The sequence below is a fragment of the Phycicoccus sp. Soil803 genome (assembly GCF_001429685.1).
In the GTDB taxonomy this organism is placed as follows: Bacteria; Actinomycetota; Actinomycetes; order Actinomycetales; family Dermatophilaceae; genus Pedococcus.
In genome coordinates, this window is record NZ_LMST01000001.1 from 1,631,066 (window position 1) to 1,652,631 (window position 21,566).

General features: G+C 66.5%; 16 protein-coding genes and 1 riboswitch. Of the genes, 8 read left to right on the forward strand and 8 right to left on the reverse strand.

Annotated features, from left to right (window positions below; all coding sequences use genetic code 11):
* Window positions 1-6 precede the first annotated feature (6 nt).
* The 6 genes from ASG95_RS07480 (at window position 7) to ASG95_RS07505 (ending at window position 9,288) form a co-directional block, all read left to right on the forward strand.
* Window positions 7-1,767 (forward strand): IlvD/Edd family dehydratase, encoded by a 1,761-nt coding sequence (locus ASG95_RS07480; protein ID WP_057377072.1) that lies wholly within the window; start codon window positions 7-9, stop codon window positions 1,765-1,767.
* Window positions 1,768-1,831: 64 nt separating this feature from the next.
* Window positions 1,832-2,809, forward strand: a complete 978-nt coding sequence (locus ASG95_RS07485; RefSeq protein ID WP_057377073.1) for a D-2-hydroxyacid dehydrogenase — start codon at window positions 1,832-1,834, stop codon at window positions 2,807-2,809.
* Between the two features lie 494 nt (window positions 2,810-3,303).
* Window positions 3,304-4,152, forward strand: coding sequence for an ATP-binding cassette domain-containing protein (locus tag ASG95_RS07490; RefSeq protein ID WP_235543576.1), 849 nt, complete (start codon window positions 3,304-3,306; stop codon window positions 4,150-4,152).
* Entirely contained in the window at window positions 4,149-5,147 is a 999-nt protein-coding gene (locus tag ASG95_RS07495) for an ABC transporter permease (protein WP_235543579.1), read from the forward strand. Before ASG95_RS07490 ends, ASG95_RS07495 begins: the two co-directional genes overlap by 4 nt.
* Window positions 5,148-5,229: 82 nt before the next feature.
* Complete coding sequence (locus tag ASG95_RS07500) at window positions 5,230-6,198, forward strand: sugar ABC transporter substrate-binding protein (RefSeq protein WP_057377075.1); 969 nt, start codon at window positions 5,230-5,232, stop codon at window positions 6,196-6,198.
* A gap of 162 nt (window positions 6,199-6,360) precedes the next feature.
* Complete coding sequence (locus ASG95_RS07505) at window positions 6,361-9,288, forward strand: FAD-binding and (Fe-S)-binding domain-containing protein (RefSeq protein ID WP_057377076.1); 2,928 nt, start codon at window positions 6,361-6,363, stop codon at window positions 9,286-9,288.
* Between the two features lie 116 nt (window positions 9,289-9,404).
* On the opposite strand, the gene ASG95_RS07510 is transcribed toward ASG95_RS07505, so the two are convergent.
* Window positions 9,405-10,061 (reverse strand): TetR/AcrR family transcriptional regulator, encoded by a 657-nt coding sequence (locus ASG95_RS07510; RefSeq protein WP_057377077.1) that lies wholly within the window; start codon window positions 10,059-10,061, stop codon window positions 9,405-9,407.
* A 650-nt stretch (window positions 10,062-10,711) separates the two neighbouring features.
* Here ASG95_RS07510 and ASG95_RS07515 point away from each other — a divergent pair.
* Complete coding sequence (locus ASG95_RS07515; protein ID WP_057377078.1) at window positions 10,712-11,803, forward strand: LacI family DNA-binding transcriptional regulator; 1,092 nt, start codon at window positions 10,712-10,714, stop codon at window positions 11,801-11,803.
* An 867-nt stretch (window positions 11,804-12,670) separates the two neighbouring features.
* On the opposite strand, the gene thiC is transcribed toward ASG95_RS07515, so the two are convergent.
* The 7 genes from thiC to thiE all read right to left on the reverse strand — a co-directional run bounded on the left by thiC (window position 12,671) and on the right by thiE (window position 18,893).
* The gene (gene thiC / locus ASG95_RS07520) at window positions 12,671-14,401 is read right to left on the reverse strand and encodes a phosphomethylpyrimidine synthase ThiC (protein WP_057377079.1); all 1,731 of its coding nucleotides are present in this window, start codon (window positions 14,399-14,401) and stop codon (window positions 12,671-12,673) included.
* Between the two features lie 31 nt (window positions 14,402-14,432).
* Complete coding sequence (gene thiD / locus ASG95_RS07525; protein WP_057377080.1) at window positions 14,433-15,284, reverse strand: bifunctional hydroxymethylpyrimidine kinase/phosphomethylpyrimidine kinase; 852 nt, start codon at window positions 15,282-15,284, stop codon at window positions 14,433-14,435.
* Window positions 15,281-15,985, reverse strand: coding sequence for a thiamine phosphate synthase (locus ASG95_RS07530; protein WP_082592419.1), 705 nt, complete (start codon window positions 15,983-15,985; stop codon window positions 15,281-15,283). The genes thiD and ASG95_RS07530 overlap by 4 nt, the downstream gene beginning before the upstream one ends.
* Entirely contained in the window at window positions 15,982-16,782 is an 801-nt protein-coding gene (locus ASG95_RS07535; protein WP_057378796.1) for a thiazole synthase, read from the reverse strand. The genes ASG95_RS07530 and ASG95_RS07535 overlap by 4 nt, the downstream gene beginning before the upstream one ends.
* Before the next feature lie 34 nt (window positions 16,783-16,816).
* Entirely contained in the window at window positions 16,817-17,017 is a 201-nt protein-coding gene (gene thiS / locus ASG95_RS07540; RefSeq protein WP_057377082.1) for a sulfur carrier protein ThiS, read from the reverse strand.
* On the reverse strand, window positions 17,014-18,192 hold the full coding sequence (gene thiO / locus ASG95_RS07545) for a glycine oxidase ThiO (RefSeq protein WP_369820363.1): 1,179 nt from the start codon (window positions 18,190-18,192) through the stop codon (window positions 17,014-17,016). Before thiO ends, thiS begins: the two co-directional genes overlap by 4 nt.
* Window positions 18,168-18,893: a thiamine phosphate synthase gene (thiE, locus tag ASG95_RS07550; protein ID WP_369820364.1), complete on the reverse strand. Its 726-nt coding sequence runs from the start codon at window positions 18,891-18,893 to the stop codon at window positions 18,168-18,170. Before thiE ends, thiO begins: the two co-directional genes overlap by 25 nt.
* Window positions 18,862-18,972: riboswitch (TPP riboswitch) on the reverse strand. It overlaps the preceding gene by 32 nt.
* Before the next feature lie 1,089 nt (window positions 18,973-20,061).
* Between thiE and ASG95_RS07555 the strand changes: the two genes are divergently transcribed.
* Window positions 20,062-21,546 carry an APC family permease gene (locus ASG95_RS07555; protein WP_057377084.1) on the forward strand — a complete coding sequence of 495 codons (1,485 nt, stop codon included), beginning with the start codon at window positions 20,062-20,064 and terminating at the stop codon, window positions 21,544-21,546.
* The last annotated feature ends 20 nt before the right edge of the window (window positions 21,547-21,566 follow it).

The following is a 21,566-nucleotide window of genomic DNA, read 5'->3' on the forward strand; positions in this document are numbered from 1 at the left end:
ACCACCATGCCCGACCCCAGCATCAGCAGTCTCCGTAGCCAGCGGTGGTTCGGCCCGCACGACCTGACGGGCTTCATCCACCGCACCGCCATTCAGTCCGAGGGCTTCTCACAGTTCGCCGTCAAGGACCGCCCCGTGGTCGGCATCGCGAATTCCTGGTCCGAGCTCGTCAACTGCAACGCCCACTTCCGCCTCCTCGCCGAAGCAGTCAAGCGTGGTGTCCTTATGGCAGGCGGTCTGCCGCTGGAATTCCCGACGATCTCCTTGGGCGAAAGCCTGATGAAGCCGTCGGCCATGCTTTTCCGGAATCTCATGGCCATGGACGTCGAAGAGTCCATCCGGGCCTACCCGCTCGACGCGATCGTTCTCCTGGGGGGATGCGACAAGACAGTCCCGGCCCAGCTCATGGGCGCGGCCAGCGCCGACGTGCCCACCATCATGCTCACGGGCGGCCCCCAGGAACCCGCCTATTTTAGAGGTCGCCAGCTCGGGGTCGGTACCGACACATGGAAGTACGCCGACGAGCTCAGAGCCGGCACCATCACCCAGGCGGACTTCAACGACCTTGAGTCGAGCGCGAAGCCCACCGCGGGACACTGCAGCGAGATGGGCACGGCCTCCACCATGACCTCCTTGGTGGAGGCGCTTGGCATGTGCCTCCCTGGAACCGCATCAATCCCAGCCATCGATGCCCGTCGTGCGGCGGCGGCCGAGGCGACAGGACGTCGGGCGGTCGAGATGGCCTTGGCTCAGGGACCCAAACCCAGCGAGGTATTGACCGAGCAGGCCTTCGACAATGCGATCACTCTCCTGATGGCAGTGGGCGGTTCGACCAACGCAGTCGTGCATTTGCTGGCTCTGGCTCGTCGGGTCGGGTACGAACTCTCGCTACAGCGGTTCCACGACATCTCTCAGCGCACACCGCGCATCACAAACGTGCGCCCCTCAGGGGAGCACCTCATCAAGCAGCTCTTCCACGCAGGCGGCATCCCAGCGGTTCTCAAGGAGCTCGACCCGCTGCTGCACCGAGACGCGCTGACCGTCACTGGCAGGTCCTTGGGGGATGGCTACGAGCACGCAGCGGCGCCGGATGGTGATGTCATCAGCAGTCTCGACAAGCCCTTCGATGCCTCCGGTGGCATAGCGGTGGTTCGTGGCTCCCTCGCACCCCGCGGGGCCGTCATCAAACGTAGCGCGGCGTCACCGGAACTGCTCACCCATCGTGGACCTGCCGTCGTGTTCGACGACATCTACGACCTAGGACGCCGTATCGATGACCCCGACCTCCCGATCAGCCAGGACTCGGTGCTGGTCCTGCGAAACGCCGGCCCCAAGGGGGCACCCGGAATGCCGGAATGGGGGATGCTTCCCATCCCCGAGCGTCTCCTCAAGAAGGGCATCCGGGACCTGGTACGCATCTCGGATGCACGAATGAGCGGCACGGCGTTCGGAACCACAATCCTGCACGTCTCACCCGAAGCAGCTATCGGTGGTCCACTCGCGGCGGTGCGCGACGGCGACATCATTGTGCTCGACGTTGACAGCCAACGTCTCGACCTCGATGTCCCCGACGACGAGATCGCTCGGCGGCTGGCCTCCGTGGTTGCCCCCGAGCCACGGTACCGCCGCGGCTACGGCCGTCTCTTCCTTGACCACGTCACTCAGGCCGATGAAGGCTGCGACTTTGACTTCCTGCACAAGCTCGACGACGAAGAGCCGCAGCGACTGCCATACGGACTGACCAGCGGTTGGCAGGGGGGCTGGTAAGCACCTCCAGTCCCATACCGACACCGGCGTCACCGATCCACCTGCGAGCTTGACCAGGAGAGGCATGTCCAGACCGAAGACCATTGTGGTCGTCCCCGCGGGGTCGCCTGCGCCGCCCCTCGACGCCCTCAACGGTGAAGCCGAGGTCCTCCTGGTCCGCACCGTCGAGGAGCTTCGAGCGGCCCAGCAGCAGGCCGAGATTCTCTTCCTCAACGACTTCCGCTCCACGTTGCTCCGCGAGGTGGGGCCTGGACACCTTCGCTGGATCCATACTTCCAGCATCGGCATGGACCCGCTGCTTACCGACGCTATCGTCCACAGCGACATAGTCGTCAGCAACTCGCGCGGCGTCTGCGAGCGTCCCATCGCTGAATGGATCCTCGCAGTCATCGTGATGCTCACCAAGGACATCCGCCGAACCATCGAACTTCAGCAGCAGCGAACCTGGCTGCATCGTGAAACACGACCCGTGCTGGGTCGCCGAGCCCTCGTCGTTGGTCCGGGGCCGGTGGGGCGCGAGACGGTGCTGCTGCTTCGTGCTGCGGGGCTGGACGTGACCGTCGTCGGCCGCTCAGCGCGTCACGACGCGGAACTCGGTACCGTGCACTCGCTTGCCGAGCTGGACGACCTACTCCCATGCTTCGACGATGTCGTCCTGACGATGCCCCTCACCGAGCAGACCCGCGGCATGTTCGATGCGAGCCGCCTGGGCCGGATGCGCCCCGGTGCACACCTGGTCAACGTCGGGCGTGGCGCGGTCGTCGTCGCCGAGGCCCTTATCGCCGCCATCGACAGCGGCCACCTGGGCGCTGCCTCACTTGACGTCTTCGAGCAGGAGCCCCTTCCGTCCGATAGTCCCTTCTGGAGCCGCGAGACCATCTTGGTCTCACCACACGCTTCGGGGGACCTCGTTGGATGGCGTGGCCGGGTGGTGGATCGGTTCGTCGAAAACCTGCGACGCTGGAAGGTCGGCGAGCCGTTGCGTGACGTCGTCGACCTCCGCGCTCTTGGGACCACGGGCCAGGCATCCACCGGCACATGAACTTCCGGCGTACGGCTCATCCTGGCACGGCCCAAGCGGAGATCGCCTCTGGGCTGTAGACCCCGTCCGTCGCATCGGGGACGTTGGCGACGAACGCCAACACGGGCAAAGTCTTCGAAACCATCCGGATGAGGCCGCCCGCGCAACCCTGCGTCTCGGGTGAGGACCAAGGAGGGCTGCGATCTGGGACAGTGGGCAGACACGCCGGAAGGCCGCGCGCCCAGCGGGCCGAACGCCCCTGGCCTCAACCCGTAGCGTCGCGACTGCGCCGTGTTTCAAACTGGCACACCCTGTGTGGTGGCCCAACGTTCACAGTTACCGCAATGCATCGGTGAAGGAAACGCTGGGATCCGATAACGAGACCAACACCCTCATCCACGACGAAGACGTCGTGTCGCAACGTGTGGTTGCGGCGCCTCGTGACTCAGGAACTGACGGACCGAACGACGATTGAGGACCAAATGACGGACGAACCAACCGCCACTCGACCCTTGGTGGCGCTGAAGGAAGTCGCGAAGTCATTCGGCGCGGTGACCGCTCTCCGAGGGGTGAGCATCGACGTGCTTCCGGGCGAGACGTTCGCGCTGCTCGGAGACAACGCGGCCGGAAAGTCGACCCTCATGAAGATCTTGACGGGGGTGTACCAGCCTGACAGCGGGTCGATCGAGCTCGATGGAGAGCGTGTGGAGTTCCACATGCCTTCGGCATCTCGGGACAAAGGGATCGAGATGGTGTACCAGGACTTCGCTCTCGCCGACAACCTCGACGTCCGAACCAACATCTTCCTGGGTCGTGAGCCGCAGAAGAACCTCCTGGGGCCCCTCGTTCGCGTAATCGACCGCAAGAGGATGGAAGTCGAGACCACCCGGGTTCTGGAGCGGCTCGACATCCCCATCAACCCTCGGCTGAAGGTCAAGCGGCTCTCTGGTGGTCAGCGTCAAGCTGTTGCCATCGGGCGGGCCCTCGCGTTCGACGCCCGGCTCGTAATCATGGACGAGCCGACCGCCAACCTGTCGGTCGCAAAGGTCGACAAGCTGATCGAGGTAACCCAGCGCCTAAAGGATCTTGGGATTGCCGTCATCATCATCACCCACCGCCTCGATGAAGCCTTCGCCGTTGCCGACCGGTTCGCCGTCATGCGGCATGGACAGGTGGTCGGTCGATACGCCACGGGCGATGTGACCGAGGCTCAGGTCGCGCACCTGATCTCGCACGGAACTCTCGATGACTTCGTCGGTGACGGGGCTGAGGTACACGCCGGCCGCCGGCTGATCGGCAGTACGTCAACGCAGGCGGTGCCCGCCGCAGGCGGGCCCGACTCGACCGAATGGAGCGTTCCGTGAGCCTGGACACCAAGACCATCCTGCCGGTGCTGCGCAAACCCGACCTCCCCGATGGCTCACGATCAACGCAGATGAAACGGTTCGTAGGCGACTACGGAATCATCCTGTTCTTCGTCCTGATCGTGGCGCTCCTCGCCTTCACAGCGCCCAACTTCTTCACGATCGACAACCTCATCAGCGTGGTCCGCCAGTCCTCCATCATCGGCATCATCGCCCTGGGCATGACCTTCGTCATGATCACAGCCGGTATTGACCTCTCGGTCGGTTCGGTGGTCGGCGTTGCAGGCCTTGTGTTCGCCATGCTCGCGCCGCGGGACGGTACGGCACTCATTGTCCCTCTGATCGCGGGCATGGCCGTGGGGCTCCTCGTTGGTTTCCTCAGTTCTGCACTCATCGTGTGGGGCAAGCTTCTGCCCTTCCTGGCCACGCTGGCGACCATGGCCATCGCCCGTACTGCGGCTCTGGTCATCACCGAGGGACAGGTCGTCAGTGGTCTCAGCGGGCCGGCAGAGTGGCTCGGCTCTGGATTCGTCGGACCTATACCCGTCCCGGTAATCATCTTCTTCGCACTTGCCTTGGTCTGCGAGTTCGTCCTCAGCCGGACCAAGTTTGGTTCGCACGTCTATGCCGTCGGGGGCAACGAAGAGTCCGCCAAGAAGGTCGGCATTTCTGTCACTCGTGTGCTTTTCACGGTCTACCTAATCGGGGGCGTCATGGCGGCCATCGGCGGAGTCGTGCTCACCGCCCGCCTCAATGGAGCCGCCCCTGTGGCCGGAACCGGCTACGAGCTGCAGGTCATCGCGGCAGTCGTCATCGGCGGCACCAGCCTGTTCGGTGGTGTGGGCACGATCCGCGGAACTGTTCTCGGCGTTCTGCTACTCGGTGTCGTGATGAACGGAATGAACCTTCTAGGCGTGTCCTCCTACTACCAGCAAGGCATGCAGGGCGTGATCCTTGTGCTCGCCGTGCTGCTCAACCGCTGGAAGTCGGACTGAGACCCAGTACTTCCCCCAACAGATCACACCCCAGATCTCGCGCCCAACAGCAATCACTACGTACCCATCGAAAGGAAACATCATGGGAATGCGACGACACCTCGCCGCAGCATCCGCCGTACTCACCGCAGGCGCGCTCCTTCTGTCCGGATGTGCCGCGTCCGGCGGCGACGGCGGCGGCACCAAAAGCGGCGACAAGAACTTCAAGATCGGCGTGGTCATCCTCGATCTGCAGGACCCGGACCTCGCCGTCATGAGCGAGGCGATGAAGTCCGAGGCGAAAAAGCAGGGCGTGACCCTGGACGTGACCGACTCGAAGAAGGACGTGGCCACCGAGCTGACCCAGGTCGAAGACCTCATCACCCGTAAGGTCGACGCAATCATTCTGCAGCCACTGGACGGCGAGGCCAGCCAGACCGCCGCCAAGCGCATCGACGAGGCGGGGATTCCGCTGTTCATCCTGTCTACCGAGTTCGCCGAGGGAGCCACCGTCACGTACAAGAGCTACATCGGAGTTGACGACACCCTCGCAGGTGAGATGCAGGCCGAGGAGCTCAACAAGGTCCTCCCTGAGGGTGGCAACATCGTATTCGCCGCAGGCCAGTACGGAGCTTCGTGGACCGACCGCCGCAAGAAGGGGTTCACCTCCAAGGTGAATCCGAACTTCAAGGTCGTCGCTGAGTTCCAGGCGAAGGGCAGCCGTGACGACGCTAAGCGCAACATGGAGGACGTCCTCCAGCGCTTCGGTCCTGGCCAGATTGTCGCTGTGGTCGCCAACAACGACGAAATGGCGCTCGGCGCTGCCTCGGCGATTGCTGACAAGAAGCGCACCTCGGAGTTCAAGGCGGTGCTCGGCGTCGATGGCACGAAGCCGGCGGTCGAGGCGATCGAGGCAGGCACGATGACGGCCACCGTCCGGCAGGACTCGGCCGGTCAGGGCGCGAAGTCCGTCAGCGTAGTGACCCAGTTCCTCAAGGGGGAGAAGGTCGACAACCGCTACACACTGCCCTTCACGCTCATCACGAAGGAGAACGTCGCCGAGTTCAAATAGGGGCGACTCATCGGTTAGCCCGGGGCGGGTGCCTGCTTGTGGCACCCGCCCCGTCGGCAGTTCCCAGGGCACGACGGCGGCAGGGTGCCACCGTTGGAGATGACCTGTGCGTCAGCCGTCGGGGCTCGTTCAACTCGCAATGTCCCAACGAAAGGACGTCGGATGTCCCATGCCCCCGACCACCCATCGAATGTCGACCATCTGGTTCGCGCATTGCGGCAGCAGGACATCGCAGTGGAGGCGACGACTCGACGCCAGTGGGAGTACGCTTTTGATGCCTCGAACTATCGGGTGCCACCAGCGGCGGTAGCGTTCCCCGGCAGCGTGAATGACATCCGCGCAATCCTGCGCCTGTGTGGCGCCTGGCGGGTTCCGGTGACCACGCGCGGGGGCGGCACGTCAATGGCCGGCAACGCCGTCGGCGAAGGCCTCGTCATCGACCTCTCGCGTCGCATGACGGTCATTGATCCCGTGGACCCAGTCTCCCGATCGGTCTGGGTTGATGCTGGGGTCGTGCTTGGTGACCTCGCCGCAGCAGTGCAGGAGGCCCCGACGGGTGACGACTTGACCTTCGCACCGGATCCCTCGTCCCTCACTCGCGCGACGGTTGGCGGGTCCATCGGCAACGATGCATGTGGCAACCACTCCGTCGCGTACGGGCGAATGAGCCACCACGTCCGCGAGCTTGAGCTGGTCACCAGTGATGGAGCGCACCTTCAGGCCGGTCGCGGCGGCCTGAGTGCCATGGACCCCCTCGACGCGGCCTCGGTGGCGCGCGCGGCCGAGCTGAACGATCAGCTGAAGTCGCTAGTGAGCGCCCACCTCGGGCCTCTGCGGGTGGAGCTGGGGAAGATTCCGCGCCAAGTGTCGGGGTACAACCTCGCCGAGCTATTGCCAGAGAACGGATTTGACGTAGCGCGTGCTCTCGCCGGCAGCGAGGGAACACTGGCTGTCATCGTACGGGCGCGCGTCGGCCTGGTACCCAGGCCGCGAGCGACCGCCCTGATCTGCCTGGGGTATCGCGACACGATCGACTCCGCTCGCGACGTGATGACCATCCTCGATGCAAGCCCCACTGCGATCGAGGGACTGGACCAGCCCATTGTTGACATCATGCGAAACCGGCGTGGATCCCACTCGGTCGACTCGCTGCCGACGGGAGGGGCCTACCTCATGGTGGAATTTTCCGGCGCGACGGTCGACGAGGTGCGAGCCAAGTGTGAACGTCTGCTCACGGCCCTGGATCCATTCGGGCGGGTGCTTGACCACACGATCGTTACCGAGCCTCAGCAGCGGGCGAAGTTGTGGAGGGTCCGCGAAGACGGCGCAGGCCTGTCCTCAAGGCGAAATGACGGCACGCAGACCTGGCCGGGCTGGGAGGACTCCGCCGTGGCCCCCGAGAACCTGGCCGACTACCTAACTGAACTGCTTCGCTTGGTCGAACGGTACGACTACACCGCGTACCTGTACGGACACTTCGGTGCCGGCTGTGTGCACATGCGGCTGGACTACGACCTACGCAGCGACCACGGACGCCAGGTGTTCGAGACCTTCACCCGGGACGCTGCAGCGCTCGTCGTATCGTTCGGCGGGTCGCTTTCTGGGGAGCACGGCGACGGTCGTGCGCGCAGTGAGCTCCTCGAGATCATGTACTCGCCAGAGATGATTGCGCTGTTTCGGGCAGTCAAGCAGCGATGGGACCCCAAATCGCTGTTGAACCCAGGCATCATCGTGGACAGCGTCAAGTTCACGGCGTCCTTGGCGCTCGACGGCCTCCCACAGCCGATCTCATGGGACGCAGCCTCGCCCGCCGGCCTTCGCGCGTCTTTGACGCTGCGCCCAGCCGGGGAGACCGACTCGCCCTTCGTGGGCAGTGCGCACGCGTGCATTGGCGTGGGTCGCTGCCGCGCAGCCTCGGGAGGCTTCATGTGCCCGAGTTTTCGAGCCACCAAGGATGAAAAGGACTCCACCCGTGGCAGGGCCCGTGTCCTGCAGGAACTGACGCGCGCCACAGGGAGCAGCCGCAATGGGTGGTCCAGTCCTCACGTCCGTGAGGCCCTTGACCTCTGCCTGTCGTGTAAGGCATGCAAGACGGACTGTCCCACTGGCGTCGATATGGCGGCTGCGAAGTCCGAACTCCTGCATGAGCATTATCGTGGAAGGCGACGGCCCATCACACATTACACGCTCGGCTGGCTGCCGCGGTGGCTGCCGCTGCTGGGCCGCATCGCACCCCTGGCGAATCTCGCGGCGGGCAGCGCACTATTCCGGCGCCTTGGCGCTCGCGCGGGTATCAGCGCCCGGCGCCGGCTGCCCGATATCGGGTCCTCACGGGCGATGCGCCGCCACATGGCCTATGCCCGATTCTCTGACAAGGCCGATATTCTGATCTTCGTCGACAGTTTCACTCGGGCCTTTCGGCCCGAGCTCATTCCCGCCGCCGCTCGTGTGCTCACCCAGGCGGGCCACTACGTGGGGTGCGCCCCAGACGCCTGCTGTGGCCTTACATGGATTTCCACGGGCCAGCTCGACGGTGCTCGTCGTCGACTCAGAGTCCTGATCGACCGCTTGGACGACGGCACGGATCGGCCAATTGTGGTGCTCGAGCCGAGCTGCGCGGCTGCGATCCGTGACGACGGGCCGAAACTCGTTGGGGGTGAAGCCGCCCTGCGCGTTGCTGCCCGGGTGCGCCCTTTCGCGATCGCGGTGGATGAGGCGATGGCAAACGGGTGGAGGCCGACGGTCCGTCCGCCGCAGAGTGTCGTGCTCCAGACACATTGCCACGAACACGCCGTGTTCGGCTCCGACCCTGGGAGGCGAGTGCTTGCGCAGTGGGGTGTGGCTGACGTGGTTGTGTCATCGTCGTGCTGTGGCGTCGCGGGCAACTTCGGTTTTGAGTCCGAGCACTACGAGATGTCGATGGCGGTGGCGGAGCACTCTATTAAGGCGGCCCTAACGTGTGCGCCTGATGCCACCGTGCTCACCGACGGCTTCAGTTGTTCGCTGCAGGTAGCCCAGGTCGATTCGCAGCGTGAAAGCAGGCATTTGGCGGTACTGCTCGACCCCTCTGTCCAACTGCCTGCGCCATGAGATAAGGAAAGCGATGCTCACGGCTGAGGGCGGGTAAACGAGCAAATCTCGTCGGGTTGCCGCGCTCGGGGCGAAGCCTGCGGGTGCTGCCCTGGATGCCAGAGGGTGCAGCCGCCTTAGACGCGCACGGCATCCGGTGCTGGCAGAGCGATCAATGTGTAGGCGACCTGCGTCGCCCGATCGACGGCGTGCGGCAAAGTTTCGACATCGCACCATCGGCCGGCGCCCTCGATGACTGTGAGGACTAGGTGGATGTGCTCGTCAGTCGTCTCGTGCATACCCATGTCCGCTGCGCAGGCTCGGTATAGATCCTCGTAGTGGGTCACCCAACGATCGACCTCGGCGTGAAGGCCCGGCGGGAGGAAGCGAACGATCTTGTCCGTGGCCACAAGAATGTCCCACAGGTTGCTCTCGGGCAGCATCACCTGTCGAATGAGGTGTTCGCGCACCATAGCTTCCCAAAACTCACGCGCGGTCTCGGTGACTTCGACCTTGGCGATGACCGCATAGCCGAACTTGGAGAAGTGCCAACGCAAGGACTCGGCAACGATTTCGTCCCGGCCATTCGGAAAATGCGCGTAAAGGCTGGGTGCCTTGATCTTCAGTTCCGAGGCCAAGGCACGCATAGTCACCGCGCCAAACCCGTTCACGTTCGACAAGCGCAGGAAAGCCTCGAGCGCAGCGCGTCGGGACGGGGTCTGGCTCGACCAGTCGAACTGTTCAAGATGCTCCCGCAGTCGTTCTAGGGCATCGAGCCGGCGATCTGAAGTCATCTCCCTCCCTCCGCATAGGCAGCCGAACTCCGTCGCCGGTCATCGGTCATCGTAGTGCGCACGACCTCGGAGCGCGATTGCGATGCGACGAACACACCATTGCCTTTCAGCCCCGCTCCTGCCACACTTCACCATACCTAACTAACGTGCGTAAGGCGGAGTCGCCCGCAGATCATCGGTGACCGAGCTGACGCTTCCGAATCGAGGTAGGGCGATGAAAGACCTTCGCGTGGTCCCGGGCGTGCCACGGGTAAACCCCGTCCGGCGCTTCATCAGCGCACTGCTGTCGGATTGCTCCCGTGGGGTGGAGTATCGACATCTCCCACTCGCCAACGCATACTCCGCGGCTGCCGCTCGAAGTGCCGTGCGGAGGTCGTCCGCTGGCTCTCACTCGTAATGGTTCCTGGGGTTTGGGCGCCCAGTTGATCCTTCCGTCGGCTCCATATCGCTGCTGAGCCCCTTGGGGGACAGGAAGGGCTCGGACCGGAGAGCCGGCCATGGCGCCCCGGGGAGTGGCAAAACGGCAACCTCCACGCGGCGCACCCGCGCGAGGTCGCCACGTGCGCCGCGGGCACCGGCACCCGAGCACCGGTCGACGAAAGTCCGGCGCATCGCAAACCGGTTGTCACCAAATGATTCGAAGGAGCGTCGTGAGCAGGAGCGCCCAGCCGCGCAGCATCGCGACGCTTGACGACGTCGCGCGTGAAGCGAGGGTGTCCGTGGCCACCGCGGCCAGGGCGCTGGGTGGCTACGGCTCGGTGCGGAACAGCACTCGCGAGCGCGTACTGGCGGCTTCCGGACAGCTCGGCTACCGGACCAACAGCCTGGCTCGCAGCATGGCTACCGGCTCCACGCGCACTCTCGGCATTGTCATTTCCGAAATCGAGAACCCCTTCTTCCGGCAGGCGCTGCGCGGCGTCGCCGATACGGCACGGGCGCAGGGGTTCGAGGTGCTTCTGGCCAACACCGACGCGGAGCTGGACAAGGAGGTGACCGCGGTCAGGGTGATGACCGAACGTCGCGTCGACGGCTTGGTGGTTTGCCCGGCGGACGGTGGTGTGACGTCTCACCTCAGCGACGTCATCGCGGCCGGTATCCGCGTGGTTTTGCTGGACCGGAGCATGGCAGGTCTGCGGACCGACTCGGTCGGCATCGACGACCGGAAGGCTGCACGGGTCGCTACTGAACATCTGCTGGCCCGCGGCCACCGAGACATCGCAATCGTGACGGGTGGGACGCACGCGATGTTGGAACGGATACTGCGACCCGACGTTGGTGGCGTTGAGCGGGCGTCGGCCACCATGGTCGGCGCTCGCGCGGCTGGGTTCGGTGATGCGATGGTGGCGGCAGGAGTCACGATCCGGCCGGAACTGATCTCCTCGGGCGGTCCTCGACGTGAGGACGGCGAGGCGGAGACGGCCCGGCTGTTGGCGCTGAAGGACCGTCCAACAGCGATCCTCGCGTTCGACGCGACGCAGTCGTTGGGGGCATTGCGCGCCCTGTCGCGAGCGAAGGTTCGATGCCCGGAGGATGTGTCTTTGCTCGGCTTCGACGACGCCGAGTGGGCGGACGTTGTGAGTCCGGGGCTGACCGTTGTCGCCCAGCCGACCTACGAGATCGGGGTGGCGGCCTGTCGCTTGCTGCTGTCACGCATCGCGGGAGGAGGCGGTGCGGTCGCAAATCGGCGGTTTCCGATCAAACTCATCGAGCGAGGCTCGGTCGGGCCTCGCCGCGTGGCATGACAACTTCGCACGAAAGGGCCCCTTCAAGTCAGGCGGATGGTCGAACAAGGGTCTGCCGGACGTCCCCGTGGTAAACCTTGGGTTCTCAGTCCGCAAGGTCGGGAAGTGATCACGCGGCGGCGGCAAGAGGGGGCGCCCGACGAGATGATGCGCGACGAGGGCGGTGATGTGAGCGCTCCTGAACGGCTTCGTCACGTAGTGGTTGGCTCCGGGCAGCAGGCCGGGCCGAGCTGTGGATTCGTGCGGCGTGGTTCCCCCCGCAAGGCCCTTGAGGAACGACTCCGCCCGGCGGCTTGGCTGGTGGCCAAGGGCGGGTCCAACCACCGAACTTCCGATCTTTCGTCATGGACGCATGCGCAGGCCAGAGGGCCTCGGGAGCCCCGTGCTTCCGCTCGTGCCTCAACCTTCGCCGGCACCTGAAACTACTGGCTTGTGCCCCGGTTGTGCCCCCGGGCGTGGCCCCGCACTGCAGCCGCCCACTAGTCCTGGCTTGAGCACGCCCCCATTCCGTACATCGGCCCTTGGCCGCATTCGCAATGAGCGGGTCAGCTAGCGGGCGAGGGGCCTTCTACGTGTGTCGCTGCGGAACTGGTGAGGAATTTGGCCCTGCGGTCCTGTCCTGGATGCGGCGTTCACTGAACCTCCGGGCTGCCGACTGGATTCGTCCGCGGGCCGTCTCGTCCTGTCCGGTGGCGTAGGCATGGAGAAGTGCGTTCACGGTTCGCCGAGCCGGGATCGACCTCAGCTGAACACATACAGAGGGTCAGGCGGTGGGCGCGCCACGATGACGGCGCGATCGAGGCGCGCGTTGCCCGGCGCGCGTGTTCGTTGGCTGCGCTGGGTACGAACTCGAACGGGTCGTTTTGTTCACGGTGTGAGGTAGACCGAGGCGCCGAGCTCGACGAACTCGCGGGACTTGTCCTCCAGACCCTTGGCGATGGGGTCCTGGCCGTCAAGGCCTTGCTCGGCGGCGTACTGGCGCACGTCCTGGCTGATCCGCATGGAGCAGAATTTTGGTCCGCACATGGAGCAGAAGTGGGCGGTCTTGGCGGGCTCGGCGGGCAGGGTCTCGTCGTGGAAGGCGCGGGCCGTGTCGGGGTCGAGGGAGAGGTTGAACTGGTCCTCCCAACGGAACTCGAAGCGCGCCTTGGACAGGGTGTCGTCCCAGTCGCGTGCCCCTGGGTGGCCCTTGGCGAGGTCGGCGGCGTGGGCGGCGATCTTGTAGGTGATGACACCGGTTTTGACGTCGTCGCGGTTGGGCAGGCCGAGGTGCTCCTTCGGGGTGACGTAGCAGAGCATGGCGGTGCCGTGCCAGGCGATGTGCGACGCTCCGATGGCGGAGGTGATGTGGTCGTAGCCGGGGGCGATGTCGGTGGCGAGCGGGCCGAGGGTGTAGAACGGCGCGCCATGGCACCACTCCTGCTGCAGGTCGACGTTCTCCTTGACCAGGTTGAGCGGCACGTGGCCGGGACCCTCCACCATCACCTGCACGTCGTGCTTCCAGGCGCGCTGCGTCAGCTCGGCGAGGGTGCGCAGCTCGGACAGTTGCGCGTCGTCGTTGGCGTCGGCGGTGCATCCGGGGCGCAGGCCGTCGCCCAGGCTGAACGCGATGTCGTACTGAGCGAAGATCTCGCAGAGCTCGTCGAAGTGGGTGTAGAGAAAGTTCTCCTCGTGGTGGGCCAGGCACCACCCGGCCATGATGGCCCCGCCGCGGCTGACGATGCCGGTGATCCGCCGTGCCGTCATGGGCACGTACCTCAGGAGCACGCCGGCGTGGATGGTCATGTAGTCGACGCCTTGCTCAGCTTGTTCGATGACGGTGTCGCGGAACACCTCCCACGACAGCTGGTGTGCCTCACCGTCGACCTTCTCCAGTGCCTGGTAGATCGGGACGGTGCCGATCGGGACGGGGGAGTTGCGCACGATCCACTCCCGCGTGGTGTGGATGTCCTCGCCGGTGGACAGGTCCATCACGGTGTCGGCGCCCCACTTGGTAGCCCAGGTGAGCTTGTCGACCTCTTCGGCGATGGAGCTGGTCACGGCCGAGTTGCCGATGTTGGCGTTGACCTTCACCAGGAAGGCGCGGCCGATGACCATCGGTTCGCTCTCGGGGTGGTTGACGTTGGCGGGGATGATGGCCCGGCCGGCGGCCACCTCGGTGCGGACCAGCTCGACGTCGCAGTTCTCGCGCAGGGCGACGAACTCCATCTCGGGCGTCACCGTGCCCTGCCGGGCGTAGTGCATCTGCGTCACCTTGCGGTCAGGCTTGGCGCGCAGGGTGGGCTGGCGTTCGCCTCGCCACTCGGCTGATGCAGCTCCGCGCCGGACGGCTCCGCGACCGTCGTCAGCGAGGGTGCGTTGGCGCCCGGTGTACTCCTGGACGTCACCCCGGGCGGCCACCCAGTTCGCTCGCAGCGGCGGGAGGCCCTCCTCGGGGACGCTGCCGGGGCCTGAGGTGTCGTAGAGCCGGTGTGGCGGGTTGGGCACAGGCAGGCCGCCGGGGCCGGTGGAGTCCGAGAGCGCGATCTCGGTGAACGGCACCGACAGGTCGGCGCGGCTGCCTTCGACGTAGATCTTGGTGCGGGCGGTGGTGCTCATGGTTTCCTCCGGTGGTCGGTGATGATCGGAATCAGGGTGTTGGGACGTTGGTGGGGATCGGGATTGGGGTGATCGGGACAGTGGCCGGGCCGAGGAGAAGATGGCTGACGGGACCTGGCCCGCGCCCCATCCGCCAGCCCGCCGCCGCGACCAGGGCGCCACGGACGAAGTCGCGGGCCAGCTCGACCGCGGTGGGCACGTCCGCGCCACGCGCCAGGGCAGCGGCCGCGGCTGCGGCGAAGGTGCAGCCCGTGCCGTGGTCGTTCGCGGTGGGAATCGACCGGGCGCGCAGCTCGACGGTCTGCTCGCGATGCGCGAGGACGTCGACCCGGTGGTCGCCGTCGACCCGGCCAGTCACGACGACCGCGGTCGGGCCGAAGGCGAGCAGCGCGAGTGCGTGCGCCCGCTGCTCGGCGCTGCTGGCGGCTCGCGTGGTCCCTAACAGCGTTGCAGCCTCATCGGTGTTGGGCGTGACCAGGAGCGCGTGGGGCAGCAGCTCGCGGGCCAGCACGCTGGCGGCCGCATCGCTGGTCAGCCGGTCGCCGCTGGTGGCGACGAGCACCGGGTCGATCACGAGGCGGGGCAGCAGACCTGCCGCGGCGAGCTCAGCCACCGCCCGCACTGTGCCAGCGTCGCCGAGCATCCCGGTCTTGACGGCGGCGACGGGCAGGTCGGCGAGCACCGCCCGTACCTGGGCCACGACAATCGCCGCGGGCGTCGGGTGCACCGCGTGCACCGCGGTCGTGTCCTGCACGGTGATCGCCGTGACTGCGCTCGTGCCGTGCACCCCGAAGGCGGCGAAGGTCGCCAGGTCGGCCTGGATCCCGGCGCCGCCGCCGCTGTCCGAGCCGGCGATCGTGAGCGCCACCGCCGGAGTGCTCATCCGATCACCTCGGCGACGAGCCGTGCTGCGACGTTTGCTGGGTCGTTCGCCCGCATGACGGTGCCCATGACCGCGACGCCGTGGGCGCCGGCCTCGAGCCACTGGTGAGCTGCGCCGGGCTCGACCCCGCCCAGGGCCAGCACCCGTGGTGCACCGGGGTTGAGGTATGCCGCGCGTGTAAGCAGGGCGCGCACGCCGTCGACACCGAGGGCGGGTCCGTACCCGGGCTTGGAGCCGCTCGCGGCGACGGGTGAGAGCGTGACGTAGTCGCATCCCTCGTTCGCGGCATGGCGCAGGTCGTCCTCGGCGTGGCAGGACCGGCCGACGAGGGCCGGACGCTCCCCGTGCGGGAAGGGGTCACGGGCGCGCAGGTGCACCCCGTCCAACAGATCGGCTGTCATCGCATCGGGGCCCGGTCCTGGACTCCCGCCGGCCAGTCGCGGCTGGTTGGGCAATGGCGCGGCCCACAGCAGCGCTGCAGAGGAGCCGGCGGCCTGGGCCGCAGCGCGGACCTGCTGACCCAGTGCCCGGCGGCGGCCCGGCGCGAGCTGACGTTCGCGGATCACCACTCCGTCCATGCCGGCATCGAGCGCGGCTGCAACGGTGACCGCCAGCGCGCGGCTGTCGCGCATGGAGCGGCCGTCGGTGAGGAGCAGCACGCGGGGCACGGGGACGCTCGCCCGACCGGTCGGGGGCCTCATCCCCCGACCAGGCCCTCGAAGGAGGACGACGCCTGGGCCAGGTAGCGTCGCGGGATCCGTCCGGCCAGCCTGGCCAGCCGACCCCCGCGCACCGCATGCCCCATCGCCGCCGCCATCGCCGTCGGGTTTTCGGCCCGGGTCACCGCGCTGGCCACCAGCACGGCGTCGCACCCCAGCTCCATCGCCAGGGCGGCGTCCGATGCGGTCCCGACACCGGCGTCCAGGACCACCGGGACCTCGACGGCATCGCGGATCATCTCGATCGCGTGCGGGTTGCGGATGCCCAGTCCACTGCCGATCGGGGACCCCAAGGGCATCACTGCGGCGCAGCCCACGTCAGCCAGTCGGCGTGCCAGCACCGGGTCGTCGGTGGTGTAGGGCAGCACGATGAATCCATCGGCGACCAGCCGTTCGGCGGCGTCGAGGAGCTCGACGGCATCGGGCAGGAGGGTGCGGTCGTCGGCGATCACCTCCAGCTTGACCCATGACGTCTCGAGCGCCTCGCGGCCCAGGTGCGCGGTGAGCACCGCGTCCCGTGCCGTGTAGCAGCCCGCGGTGTTGGGCAGGACTCGGACCCCGCACGCGTCCAGCAGGTCGAGCAGGCCGCCCGTGCCGGTGGACGGCACGCGTCGCATGGCCACGGTGACGAGTTCGGTGCCCGAGGCCCGGATCGCGCCTTCGAGCGCACTGAGGCTCGAGGCGCCTCCCGTGCCGAGTAGGAGCCGGGAGCCCAGGCGTTCACCACCAAGGATCAGCACGTCGTCGTCAGGATGGTCGTTGCGGTTGTCTGCTGCGATGTCCGGCGGACCGCCGAATCGGACCTTGGCCACCTCAGCCTCCCTGCATCGCGGTGACGACCTCGACCCGGGACTGCTCGGTCAGGTGCGTGGTGGGCCAGGCGTGACGGTGGACGACCTCGCCGTCGAGGGCGAGGGCGATGCCACGCCCGGGTAGCTGCATCGCCGTGACGAGGTCGGCGAGCGTGCTTTCGGCTGGTGTTGCGGCTGGCTTGCCGTTGAGCACGATCATCATCGGGTGGCCTCCTGGGCGACGGGTCGGGGCAGGAACCGGGCGGGGGAGCAGGCGGCCGCCGCCTGCGAGCAGGCGCGGCCGTGCACGAGGTCGGCAACGGCCGCCGCGGTGGCGGGAGCCATCAGGATCCCGCCGCGGTAGTGCCCGGTCGCCACGAGCAAGCCCGACACCGATGTCGCGCCGATCAGGGGAAGGTTGTCCGCGCTGCTCGGGCGCAGCCGTGCGCAGGCTTCGGCCAGTTCGAGCTCCCTGACCTCGGGCACAACAGTGGTGGCTGCGCGCAGCAGGTCGTGCACACCGCCCACGGTGATTCGGGTGTCGGGTCCGATGTCCTCGGTAGTGGCGCCGACGACGAGCTCGCCGCCGGCCCGGGGAACCAGGTAGACCTGCTCACCCGCTACTCGAGCGCGCACGGTGAGTCGCACCAGACCTGCCGCGCCGCGCAGGCGCAGGATCTGGCCCTTGACGGGGCGGACCGGCGGCACGGTGCCTGGCGGCAGCCCCGGGAGAAGGCTCGAGTCGGCACCGGCCGCGACGACGACGACGTCACAGGGGTGGTGTGACCCGTCCCCTGCGCGGGTGACCGCGACCGCACGCCCGTCGCGCACCACTGGGACTGCGGGGCTGCGGTGCAGGACAACGCCAGCGCGTGCCGTGGTGACCAGCAGGGCGCGGGTCAGCGCGCGGGTGTCGACGCTGTGGTCCCCGGGCACCTCCAGCCCTGCCACCGTCCTCGGCGACAAGGCCGGCTCCAGTGCGCGTGCGGCCCGCCCGGTCAGCAGCTCAGTGGGGAGCCCTTGGCGCGCAGTGAGCTCGGCGAAGCGGCTCAGCTCGCGGGCGTCATCCGCGTCGTGGGCGACCAGGATGGTGCCGTGTCGGCGCAGCCCCACCGGTTGCTCTGCCGCCTGCTCCAGGTCCGCGGCGAACCTGGGCCACCTGCGCAACGACTCCAGCCCGAGCCCGAGCACCTCGGTCTCGCCGTAGCCGCTCTCGCTGACCGGCGCCAGCATCCCGGCTGCCGCATGAGTGGCGCCACAGGCAGGGTTCGGATCGAAAAGCGTTACGCGGCAACCGGATTCGGCGAGCTGCCACGCGATGCTCAGACCGATGACGCCAGCGCCCAAGACACACACGGTGGGCCGCGGGGCGCTCATGCGCGGCGTCTCCCAGCCCATGGGGTCATGGCGTCGAGCAGCCGTGCGGTGGCTGCCTGCGGGTCGGCCTCGTCGGACACCGCCGTGACGACGGCAACTCCGTGGGCGCCGGCACCCATGAGGTCGGCGATGTTCGTGGCATTGACGCCACCGATGGCGATCACGGGAAGGGGTGAACCGGAGGCGACCGTACGCAGCCCCGCCACCCCGAACGGGGTGGGGAGGCCCTTCTTCGTCGCCGTGGCGAAGACCGGCCCGACGCCGAGGTAGGCCGCTCCGGCCCGACCGGCGTCGGCCGCGGCCTGCGGGTGTCGCGCGGTTCCACCGATCACCATGCCGGGACTGCAGAGTCTTGTGGCGTCCTCGATCGGCAGGTCGTCCGCCCCGAGGTGGACCCCATCAGCGCTTGCCGCCATTGCAAGGTCAAGACGGTCGTTGACGAGCACCAGGGCGCCGGCGGGGCGGGCCAGCAACAGCACCCGCCGCGTCAGGTCCACCACCTCACGTTCGGTGGCCTGCTTCGCCCGGACCTGAACGGCGATCCGCTGGCCACACGCGTCGCTCGCCGCAAGGGCGGCACGCACCACCGGCAGCGGGTCGCGACCCGTTCGGGTGTCAGTGATGAGATGGAGACGCGGTATGGCCAGTGGTGGCCGCCGATGGCGATGAGCATTGGGCACCGAAGTTGCGGTCATCAGACTCCCGACTCCCTGCGCCGGCATGATCCGGATCAGGTTTGGACGGTCGGGGCTGCGTTAGCCCCCTCTCAGCCCGGTGCACCGGACTCCCGTGAAGGACGTGTCCGACCTTAGCCCACACGGTCGTGAGGGTGCGGCCCCTGGTCCGGATCCTGGGCAAGCGGTGCTCGCTGGCTGCCTCGGAAGCTCTACGTGTGCCTCACTTGCGCCCCCAAGTTCCTGCAATGAGATTCCCGACGGGAATCCGTGTAGTGGTGTCCGACTGACGTGATCCGGGTTCGGTTGTCGCCGAGGGTCTGTAGCGAATTCGCAGCGAAGTTCGCTAGGGAGCGTAGGTAGCAGGTGAGCGGTGGGCACGCGTTGGTCTGTAGATCCATCGCGACATTTCGAAGGTTCGCATCCTTGACCTGCCACCGTCCCTAAAAAGGTCGCTGCTCATCTCGGCGACTCAGGCCGCGTGACGCAACCTGTCGCCGGTCTGTGAAGCCCTCGCGCATCCTGTAGGACAGGCTCGCGTGTCGCGCCTTCTCGGCTTGTGCCCCGGTTGTGCTCCCGCAACGAGACGGAGCGCATCAGATGCACTGAGGTATTGCCTTGTGGAGCACAGCGAATCCAATTGCGTTGGCCATTGGAAGCCTCCGCAATGAGAAGGCCAGGGTTCGAATCCCCTCAGCTCCACGTCACTGGCACCCTGTCCGACCTGCGAAAACGCTACAGGCTGGACAGGGTGTCTTGCTATGTGACCGTTCGGCCTGTGTCCCCATCGCACCCCGAGCCCGCACATGCACTCCAAGCACCCCATGCACCCGATTGCGCGTCTCATTCCGACGAAGGGTCGGTGTTGATGCCGAGGGCGCTGCGATGAACCCGGCGGGGGCAGGTCAGTCGTCGGCGGCTGTTTGAATGCCGCCGAGGCGGCCTCCGCGACGGCGACGACCGCCATGGTCGTCACAGTGACAGCGCCGGGTCGCGCTCAAAGATTTCCAGCGCGCCCCGTCGCTTATCGGTCGTCGCGACCGCATCGGCACCCCGGCTGCGCTTGACGAGGGGTGCCCCGCAGCGAAAACAAAACCTTCACAGGACTCTTGCGCCATTAACAAATGTTCATTAATCTCTACGCATCTCACGACGCCATAGGCAGCGAAGCCGACGGCGCGTACACAGAGACCCATGCGCGCCTGAAGGAGTGAACATGTCGGAGACAGCCCCGCTTGAGTCCGGTGGCCAAGATCAGCGGCACCGCAGCCTTGCTCGCACACTGACCACCTTCGGAAATCTGGCGATCACCTACTCCGGTGTCGGTGCAGCAGCAGGCCTCTTCAGCCTCTTTGGATTTTCCCTTGGCGTCAGCGGGGGAACGATGCTCTGGGGCTGGATCATCGTTGGCCTGTCGTGGGGCGTCCTGTCACTGCTCTGGGCGGAGCTCGCCTCCCACTACCCCTATGCCGGAGCGGTGTATCAGTGGTCGGCCATCCTCGGAGGCCGAAGAGTCGGCTGGTGGGTCGGCTGGATCTACCTCTTCGGCGTGATCTTCACCCTCACGGGCTACTACTTCGTCCTACCGGCCTCGATCGTCCCCCTGCTTGGAATTGAAGGCACTGAGGGCCAGGTCGTGGCCATGGCCGCCGTGTGTCTTGCTGTTGCGTTCCTCGCCAATGCCGGCGGCATCACGATCCTCGGTCGTCTCAACAAGTACGGTGTCGCGCTCGAGATGGGCGTCTTCTTCGTCATCACGCTGCTGGTCATGCTCCTCGCGCCCAACCACCAACCCTTGAGCATCATCAACGACACCCTCGGCACGTCGGCCGATGGTTCTGGATGGCTCAAGAACTTCCTCGGCGGTGGCATCTTCGTCTCTCTCTGGGTTATCTATTCATTCGAGAATGGCGGCACTCTCGGCGAGGAAACCGTCGACGCCCATCGCAAGGCGCCGCGTGCCGTCCTCGGAGCCTGGGCGGTGACGTTCGTGGCTGGCCTGCTGTTCATCGTGGCGATCCTCACGGCCATTCCTGATCGCGCAACGATCAACACCAACGGCACCCCCGTCTCGGACGTTATGACGTCTGCGCTCGGCGACGCGGGCAGCAACGTGTACCTCGTCGTGATCGCCTGCATCACTCTGCTCGGTGGGACGGCGTTCATGGCCGGAGCTGTTCGCCACGCCTTCAGCATGGCGCGTGACGGCATGCTGCCTGCGTCAGGCCTAGTGAGCCGGACCTCAACTCGGACCGCGGCTCCCATTGGCGCCATCATCGTCGTCAGCGTCATCACCGCCCTTCCGCTCTTGGCCTCAAGCACCATCGTGGTTCTTGTTGCGGGCGCCGTAGCGGTCATGTACGTGGCGTACTTCCTCATGACCTCGGTCATGCTCATCGCTCGACTCAAGGGTTGGCCGCAGCAGGAGGCTCCGTTCAAGCTGGGCAGGGCCGGTCTCGTCTTGAATATCTACGGCGTCATCTTCAGCCTCGCCATGATGATCAACCTCATGTGGCCGCGCGATGCGACGAATCCGGCCAAGGCTGGGTTGCCCGTTGCCTGGTGGCTGATCGGGCTCCCGCTGGTGCTGGGTCTCATCTACTACGTGACCACCATTGCGCCTCGGCTGCGTCGAGGCGAAGGCCTGACCGACAGCGAAAAGGCTATTCGCGAGCAGGCCGTCAGGACTGAGACGAATTAGACGATCACGCTGCATGCCGC

Excerpts from the sequence above, each read along its gene's own strand:
- thiD (WP_057377080.1), bottom strand. The coding sequence starts at position 15,284 with ATGAGCACTCCGGCGGTGGCGCTCACGATCGCCGGCTCGGACAGCGGC.
- ASG95_RS07500 (WP_057377075.1), top strand. The coding sequence starts at position 5,230 with ATGGGAATGCGACGACACCTCGCCGCAGCATCCGCCGTACTCACCGCA.
- thiS (WP_057377082.1), bottom strand. The coding sequence starts at position 17,017 with ATGATGATCGTGCTCAACGGCAAGCCAGCCGCAACACCAGCCGAAAGC.
- ASG95_RS07510 (WP_057377077.1), bottom strand. The coding sequence starts at position 10,061 with ATGACTTCAGATCGCCGGCTCGATGCCCTAGAACGACTGCGGGAGCAT.
- ASG95_RS07485 (WP_057377073.1), top strand. The coding sequence starts at position 1,832 with ATGTCCAGACCGAAGACCATTGTGGTCGTCCCCGCGGGGTCGCCTGCG.
- ASG95_RS07480 (WP_057377072.1), top strand. The coding sequence starts at position 7 with ATGCCCGACCCCAGCATCAGCAGTCTCCGTAGCCAGCGGTGGTTCGGC.
- ASG95_RS07530 (WP_082592419.1), bottom strand. The coding sequence starts at position 15,985 with ATGAGGCCCCCGACCGGTCGGGCGAGCGTCCCCGTGCCCCGCGTGCTG.
- ASG95_RS07555 (WP_057377084.1), top strand. The coding sequence starts at position 20,062 with ATGTCGGAGACAGCCCCGCTTGAGTCCGGTGGCCAAGATCAGCGGCAC.
- thiC (WP_057377079.1), bottom strand. The coding sequence starts at position 14,401 with ATGAGCACCACCGCCCGCACCAAGATCTACGTCGAAGGCAGCCGCGCC.
- thiE (WP_369820364.1), bottom strand. The coding sequence starts at position 18,893 with ATGCCGGCGCAGGGAGTCGGGAGTCTGATGACCGCAACTTCGGTGCCC.
- ASG95_RS07505 (WP_057377076.1), top strand. The coding sequence starts at position 6,361 with ATGTCCCATGCCCCCGACCACCCATCGAATGTCGACCATCTGGTTCGC.
- thiO (WP_369820363.1), bottom strand. The coding sequence starts at position 18,192 with ATGGGCTGGGAGACGCCGCGCATGAGCGCCCCGCGGCCCACCGTGTGT.